Here is a 6,778-nt window from a genome sequence, read left to right on the forward strand (position 1 = left end):
CTAGGGTCGGCGGGTGACGACGACTTCTGGCGCGTATGCCGGTTCTGCCGGGCCTGTCCTTGATGTTCTGCCGGATCCGTGGGTGGTGTTGCGGGGCACGGCTTGGCCCGTGTTGGGCACCGCGTATGGAACCGCTGAATGGATTCCCCGGGTACTGGCCCCGCTATTGGGCCCGGACGTGACCGTGAAGGAAACCCGGCAGGCCCTCAACGCCCTGGAGCCGGTGCAGCACCAGAACACGATCTACGAGGCGACCGCGTCGGTCGCGCTGTGTGTCGCCGCGGTCCTGGCCCGCCGTGCCGAGCACCACCGCGGGGCGGCGGACAGGGTGTGTGCTCTGCTGCTGGGCTGGCTGGCCAGTGTCGCCTACGACAGCGACGACGCCTGCGTGGCGGCCCATCAGCGGTACTCCGAGGAGGACTTCCTGGAGGGCTACCCGCCGATGGTGGCCGTGCGGGCCCTGAGGCCGGTGCTGTTCCAGGCCGTCGAGCCGTTCCTCGACGACCGCGACACCGTCGTCGTTGAGGAGGCGCTGTGTGCCGCTCTGGTGTTCGCGGAACACCCCGGCCTGGCCGGGCACCGTGACAGCCTGGCCGACCGCGCCCGACGCCTCCTGCTCGTCTGCGACACACGGTGGCGTCGTTGGCAGGCCCTTGATGCCCTGACCGCGTGGGGCCACGACACCACCGGCTTTGCCCGGCCTGGCGACGACGACCGCAGCCCGTACCTCCCTAGCTCCGCCTGGCCTCTCGGCGACGGCGATCCTGACAACCCGCCCTTCTGACCATCCCAGCGCAGGAGAAGCGACTGGGCCCGTTGGTGTTGCCGGTCCCGACCAAGCGCGGGCTGGTGGCCGCACTGGTCTCCACCCCGGATGACCCCTGGTGGGAAGACCGGCTACTGCACGCCAAGCTCTACCCGGCGAAGGGCCGTCGGGTGTGACCTGTTGGTTGTGGTGGGCGTGGAATGGCCTCTCATACCGTGTTGTCTGGACCACTTGCCATGACGGTCGCGCGGGACCGGGCGGGCGGCGGCGCTGCGCCGGATGGTGACTGTGGGTGCACACGGCTGGCTGAGACCCCGCTGTAGCCCCGGCCCGGCCAGAACACCGGAAATAGCCGACCGGAGAACTCGAGAAAAAGGGAGGAAAGGAATCGCTGCGCTCGCTGCTGACCCGACGTTCCGACCACGTCGTTCTTATCGCCGACGACAGGCCGCACGCCCGCGCGTTGTACGAGGCGCTCGCCCGCGAGACCGGGACACGGTCCGGGACGATCGGAGTGAGCACCCCTTGCGACTCCGTGAGTGACATCCCCCGCCGCTACGAGGAGGCGCAGCGCGCCCTGGAGGTGCGCCGCCACTGCCGCGAGCACTACGGCACGTCGTTCTTCGACGAACTCGGCCTCTACCGCATCCTGGGACCTGGCAGCGACTACCGGGAACTGGAGACATTCGTGCAGGAGTGGCTCGGGCAGCTTATCGAGTACGACTCCCGGCACCACGCGACCTTGGTGGAGACCCTGTCCCGGTACTTCGACTGCGGCGGCAACTACGACGAGACCGCCGACTCCCTCGCGATCCACCGCAGCACGCTGCGCTACCGGCTCCAGCGCATCCGCGACATCAGCGGCAATGACCTCGCGAACGTCGAGGACCGGCTGAACCTCCAGGTGGCGACCCGAGTGTGGAGGATCGTGCTGGGCGGGACCGGCTGACGCCTCGCTGGAACTCCTGTGGGAGTGGTGTCAGCAGCGCCGCAGTGGGTGGGCCGGGCGGCGGAGGCTGGGCCGCTCTGCGGATGCCGGGACGGCCGACGGCGACGCCTCCCTGGAGTCGGGACACCTCGGGTTTCCACGCCCGGACCCGCTCACACATGCTGATTCGCCCCATGCACGGCAAGCCGTGGCACCCGGGTCGTCTGTGGTTCACGTCGAATGCGCAGAGTCGCCACCCGATTTCGGCTACGTCGGCGCTCTCACGGTGTGGCTCTTCGCCTGTGTGCAGCACGACGAGCTCGACCTGGCCGGCGAGGCCCTGCAACACCACGGCGCACGGAGGCGTCAAGCCGTGGGTGCTCGTGGTCACTGCCGTCCAGCCCCGGCCGACCGCGAGATCAAACGCCGCACCGACGTCGTCCAGGTCTTCCCGAACGACAACGCGCTCCTGCGGCTGGTCACCGCCGTCCTCTTCGAACTCCACGGACTCGGCCAGGTTCCAGATGGTGGAGTGCACCGTAGCGACCGCTCCCGTGGCCGCAGGGAGGTCAGGAGGGGCGAGTGGACTGCGCCGAGAGCGCGCCAGGACGGAGTGCGCGTTCGCGCAACGCGACGGCGACCGACACCACGGCGCCGCAGGAGAGAACCGCCGCGAAGCCGATCATCGCGGTCTGCACGGCGAAGTACCGCAGAGCGATGCTGAATAGGACGGACGGCAGGCCCATTCCCAGGTACGCGACGACGAAGAACATGGCGAGGACCCCCGCGCGTGAGGCGGGCGCGGCAACTGAAACGGCACGTTCGACCCCTCCCTTGAACAGCAGCCCGGAGCCGGCGCCGGACAGGGACACGGCGACCAGGTAGTGCCAGAGCGCCGGGTGGTAGAGGGTGACGGCGCACAGGACTAGGCCGACCGGGAAGACCACCGCCCCCACGGTCAGGACCCGGGGCAGTGGGAGGCGGCCCAGCACCAGTTGGGCGGCCGCCGCGGAACCGAACATGAGGAAGGCCGCCAGGCCGACCACGAGGTGCGAGTCGGTGTGCAGGGTGCCGTGGAGCACGCTCGCCCCGAGGGAGGAGATCAGGCCGAGGATCGCGAAGGCGAAGGCACCCAACGCGCCGGCCGCGCAGAACGTCCGCCGGCCGCCGGGGCGCAGGACGAACCTGCTGGGCGGTTCGGCCGCGGGCAGCTCCAAGTCCACGGTCTCCGGGGTCGACAAGACCAGCGCCAGGCACACTGCCATGGCGAGCGTGAAGATCGCCTGGGTGGTGATCAGGGGCGTGGGAAGCCATTCCGCGGCGGCTCCCGCGACCAGGGGCCCTGAGGCCAGGCCGCCGAGGTTGGCGGCGGTGGCCACGATGCCGGGCAGCACCGAACCCGTCCGTTCCGGACGGGCCTCGTGGTGGAGGTCGTGCAGGTACGTCGTCGCGGTCGAGGCCATCAGCCCCAGTCCGACACCGTTCAGGATCCTGCCTGTGATCAGCCCCGGCAGGTCCCGCCACACGATCAGTACGACCGACGCGACGATGCCGACCAGCAGCGCCGGGACGATGATGCGCCGCCGGCCGAGCCGGTCCGACAGGTGGCCCAGTCCGAGGAAGGAGGCCGCTGCGCCCACGACCATCGAGGCGTACGCCACCGTGACCGTGGTCGCGCCGAAGTGGTCCCGGGCCTCGTACAGCGGCCACAGCGGGGTCGGCGCGGTGCCGAAGGCCATCAGCACGGTGAAGGCCACCGCCACGAACCAGAAGCCGGTCGCGTGCGAGGCACGGCGCCCGGCGGGGGCTCGGGGCGGCAGGTTGGCGGGAGCAAGTGCTGGGATCCGGCGGGTCGGGTCGCCGGGAGCGTCGGCTGGGGGACAGCTCAGCGGCGTCGGTACGGCAGACAGGGGTACCCCTCCTCGGGCGGCAGTGGATGCGTTTTTCATCCTCCTCACCAGCCAGGATCAGTGCCAACGAATGTTTTTGCTGGGCTCGAGCAATGCGAGTGATACTCCCCGTATGGAGCTACGTCAGCTGGAGCACTTCATCGCGGTCGCCGAGGAGCTGAGTTTCACGCGTGCCGCCCGTCGGCTGCACGTGGTGCAGTCGGGGGTGTCCGCCGCGATCCGCTCCCTGGAGCGCGAGCTCGGCTGCGCGCTGTTCGAGCGCACGTCGCAGCAGGTCCGGCTCACCGGGGCGGGCGCGGCGCTGCTGCCGGAGGCTCGGGCCACCCTGCACGCCGCCCAGGCGGCCCAGGACGCCGTGCGCGCCGCACAGGACACGCTGCGAGGCACGGTGAACGTGGGCGCCATGGCCTCGGTCGAGGTGGTGGACCTGCCTGCGCTCCTCGGGCAGCTGCACGCGCGGCATCCGGCGATCGACGTCCGGCTGCGGCTGGCGACGACCGGATCAGCGGGACTGGCGCACGCGCTGCTCGGCGGGGACCTGGACGTGGCCTTCCTGTCGCTCCCCGAGCACAAACCCGCCGGGATAGACGCACGGGAGCTGGCCACCGTGCCGCTCGTCCTGGTGGTGAGCGCCGCCCATCCGCTCGCGCAGCGGGGGGCGGTAGCACTTGCGGACCTCGCGCGGGAGCCCTTCGTGGACTTCCCGCCGGGCTACGGCAACCGCGAGGTCGTCGACCGGGCGTTCGCGGCGGCGGGCATCGTACGCCGGGTGGCACTGGAAGTGCCCGACATCGACATGGGGGCGGCGCTGGTCCGGCACGGTCTGGGCATCGCCTTCCTGCCCGCGTTCGTCGTTGCCCGCACCCCCGGCCTGCATGTCTTGGACGTCCTGGACGTCCACGGCACCATGCTCCGCTGGAGCATGCATCTCGGCACGTCGTCGACCCGGCGGCCCAGCTCGGCCCTGCGGGCGCTGCTCGACCTGGTCGACCTCCACGTCATCGCCCTGTGACGCCCGGGCCAGCGGCCCGGGCGTCTCCCGCCGGTGGTGTCTGTCCGGGCCCCTGCGCCCGCCGCCCGCTCGCGGCCCGTAGCGTTCCTGCCAGGACGCGTCCACCACCCGGCAGGCACGCAGCCAGTCGGGGGCCGCCATCGTCAGCGCTTCCAACGCACACCGCCCACGGGCAGGCCTAGGGCCTGCGCCACGGCGGCCCCACCACAGCCCCACCAGGCCGCCGAGCAGAGCAGCCGCGCCATGACCCCGGCCGGCTGACGCCTCCCACGGTCGGGCCATCAGCGCGACGCTTGGCAAACTGATCGATGGCCTCGCGCACTGACCACGTCGATGTGCGGTCCACCGCGGATCCCCGGCCAGACCGCCGACTTTGAAAACGGGCCCAGGGACCGGTGAGTCAGGGGCGACCCGTCGCTGTTCAGGCCTTGGAGGCGCAGTCGCGACAGATGGGCTGCCCGTTCTTGTCCTCCCCGGCGAGCTGGGCGCGGTGGTGGACCAGGAAGCAGGTCATGCAGGTGAACTCGTCCTGTTGGGGAGGTACGACCCGCACGGTGAGCTCTTCGCCTGACAGGTCGGCACCGGGCAGCTCGATGCCTTCGACGGCTTCGGCGTCAACGTCGACCGCAGAGCCTGTCTTGTCGTCGCGTCGGCTCTTCAGTTCTTCGATGCTGTCGTCGCTGGAGTCGTCGCTGGTGTTGCGCGGAGCGTCGTAGTCGGTTGCCAAGATGCTGCCTTCTCGTCAGTGGACGGGCGGGGGAGAGGATCAGCGCCAGCTTGCCTTTTCGGCGCGGTGTCGGCACCGCGCGGGGGTCCACTCGGATAGCCCGGACGCTCTGTCGCGACGCGGTGTCGGCGGCCACGACCCGCACCGAGGGCGGGACGGCTCAGTCTCGCGGTCATCACTCTGATAGTCCTCTGCTCTCAGCGACCTCTCGACACGCCGTTGCCGCATGCCAAGCCGGCCGCAGACTGAAGCAGGCCCGGCCTGCGTCGGCGGAACCGTCTTCCACGGAGCGAGAACTCCCTGTCAACGCAGCGTTGGAGAGCGCACCAGCCGTTCCTGGACAGGCCAACCTGGCCGAAACGACAGGGGGACAGCAGCCCAAGCTGTTCCCCTACGAGGATGGTGTCGCCGCGGCGCGCTACCTGATCCACACGATGCCGACTGACGAGTTCAACAAGATGCTGGACCTGCTCAACAAGCACAGCGAACGTCAGGCCGTTCCTGCCGGGTGACCCACCCAGCCTGAGCGATCCGCTGGAAATGGCGGCCCCACCCCGAACGGCGTGCCGCCCTGGGCGGCCGGCCCACCGCCGACCGCCCAGATCAAAACGCCGGAAGGCCGCCACCCCACGGTGACGGCCTTCCAGTGCTTTCTCAGGGCCCCGGCGGCGTACCGCCGGGCAACGGACCCCGAGCCCGCTGGTGCGGGTGGCCAGATCAGCTGATCTCAGCATCACCGGCCCATCAGCAGGACATACTTGGCCCAGGTATGCAGCGAGCCGGGGGAGCAGCGCGGTGTCGTGGAAAGATGCGGTCCAACCGGCCTTGAGGATGCTGCTCCAGCCGGACGCCCAGCTCGACCCGCACCTGGAGATGCTGCGCCTGGGCGCGGAGCACGAGGACATCGAGGCCAGGGACATCGTGGTGACCCTGGCCCTGGGCGGCGCGCTGGTGACCGGCACGCTGGTCTCCACCGATACCTGGGAGTACCTGCACCTGCGTCAGCTCGGCGACCACGACGACACCCTGCGCCGGGTAGTACGTCACGCGATCGGGTACCTGGACGACGCCGCCGAGAACGGCCGGCGCCGCCGTGAGGTTGATCGCCGCTTCCTTCACCTGCGGGACGTCACCTACCGCTCCGGCCGCACCACCCACACCCTGCCGACCTGGCGCGGCTCGATCTCAGCGGTCAGCGGCTGGACGCTTGGCGAGCCCGAGTAGACCCGACCGGCCACCCGGCCGAAGGTGCCGACCGGCAACGCCGAAAGGCCGCCACCCCGCAGGGTGACGGCCTTCCAGTGCCTTCTCGGGGCCGCAGCAGCCTAGCGCCGACCACCGACATTGATGCTGATACTCAGGTTCCGGTGGTCGTGGCTCTGCCACTGACTGACGCCCTGCTGGGCTGTCCTCGAGTTGTTCTGTCCGGCTGCCG

The 6,778-nt window shown here is 70.3% G+C and carries 7 protein-coding genes and 2 pseudogenes; 7 read left to right on the forward strand and 2 right to left on the reverse strand.

The features are described 5' to 3' along the window. Window positions 1–13: 13 nt before the first annotated feature. The 4 genes and pseudogenes from ACZ3YL_RS40610 to ACZ3YL_RS40625 form a co-directional block, all read left to right on the forward strand. Window positions 14–784, forward strand: coding sequence for a hypothetical protein (locus ACZ3YL_RS40610; RefSeq protein ID WP_465662706.1), 771 nt, complete (start codon window positions 14–16; stop codon window positions 782–784). Window positions 785–816: 32 nt separating this feature from the next. Next, window positions 817–942, forward strand: a complete 126-nt coding sequence (locus ACZ3YL_RS40615; protein WP_262986126.1) for a hypothetical protein — start codon at window positions 817–819, stop codon at window positions 940–942. Window positions 943–1,157: 215 nt separating this feature from the next. Continuing rightward, a pseudogene (locus ACZ3YL_RS40620) lies at window positions 1,158–1,715 on the forward strand (PucR family transcriptional regulator); the annotation flags it as partial. Window positions 1,716–2,103: 388 nt separating this feature from the next. Next, a pseudogene (locus tag ACZ3YL_RS40625) lies at window positions 2,104–2,199 on the forward strand (transposase); the annotation flags it as partial. A gap of 64 nt (window positions 2,200–2,263) precedes the next feature. Here the strand turns inward: ACZ3YL_RS40625 and ACZ3YL_RS40630 are convergent. Beyond that, window positions 2,264–3,451: an MFS transporter gene (locus ACZ3YL_RS40630; protein WP_317621514.1), complete on the reverse strand. Its 1,188-nt coding sequence runs from the start codon at window positions 3,449–3,451 to the stop codon at window positions 2,264–2,266. A 265-nt stretch (window positions 3,452–3,716) separates the two neighbouring features. On the opposite strand from ACZ3YL_RS40630, the gene ACZ3YL_RS40635 reads away from it, so the two are divergent. Then, window positions 3,717–4,616 carry a LysR family transcriptional regulator gene (locus ACZ3YL_RS40635; RefSeq protein ID WP_188309886.1) on the forward strand — a complete coding sequence of 300 codons (900 nt, stop codon included), beginning with the start codon at window positions 3,717–3,719 and terminating at the stop codon, window positions 4,614–4,616. Window positions 4,617–5,037: 421 nt separating this feature from the next. On the opposite strand, the gene ACZ3YL_RS40640 is transcribed toward ACZ3YL_RS40635, so the two are convergent. Then, window positions 5,038–5,343, reverse strand: coding sequence for a DUF4193 domain-containing protein (locus ACZ3YL_RS40640; RefSeq protein WP_188309885.1), 306 nt, complete (start codon window positions 5,341–5,343; stop codon window positions 5,038–5,040). Window positions 5,344–5,657: 314 nt separating this feature from the next. On the opposite strand from ACZ3YL_RS40640, the gene ACZ3YL_RS40645 reads away from it, so the two are divergent. Together ACZ3YL_RS40645 and ACZ3YL_RS40650 are read left to right on the forward strand one after the other, a co-directional pair. Beyond that, entirely contained in the window at window positions 5,658–5,855 is a 198-nt protein-coding gene (locus tag ACZ3YL_RS40645) for a hypothetical protein (protein WP_188309884.1), read from the forward strand. A gap of 283 nt (window positions 5,856–6,138) precedes the next feature. Next, on the forward strand, window positions 6,139–6,567 hold the full coding sequence (locus ACZ3YL_RS40650; RefSeq protein WP_465662709.1) for a hypothetical protein: 429 nt from the start codon (window positions 6,139–6,141) through the stop codon (window positions 6,565–6,567). Window positions 6,568–6,778: the final 211 nt, after the last annotated feature.

The organism is Kitasatospora sp. NPDC023176, assembly GCF_055560495.1.

What these genes read in the sequence shown, in the direction of transcription:
- ACZ3YL_RS40635 (WP_188309886.1), top strand. Translation starts at nt 3,717, where the DNA reads ATGGAGCTACGTCAGCTGGAGCACTTCATCGCGGTCGCCGAGGAGCTG.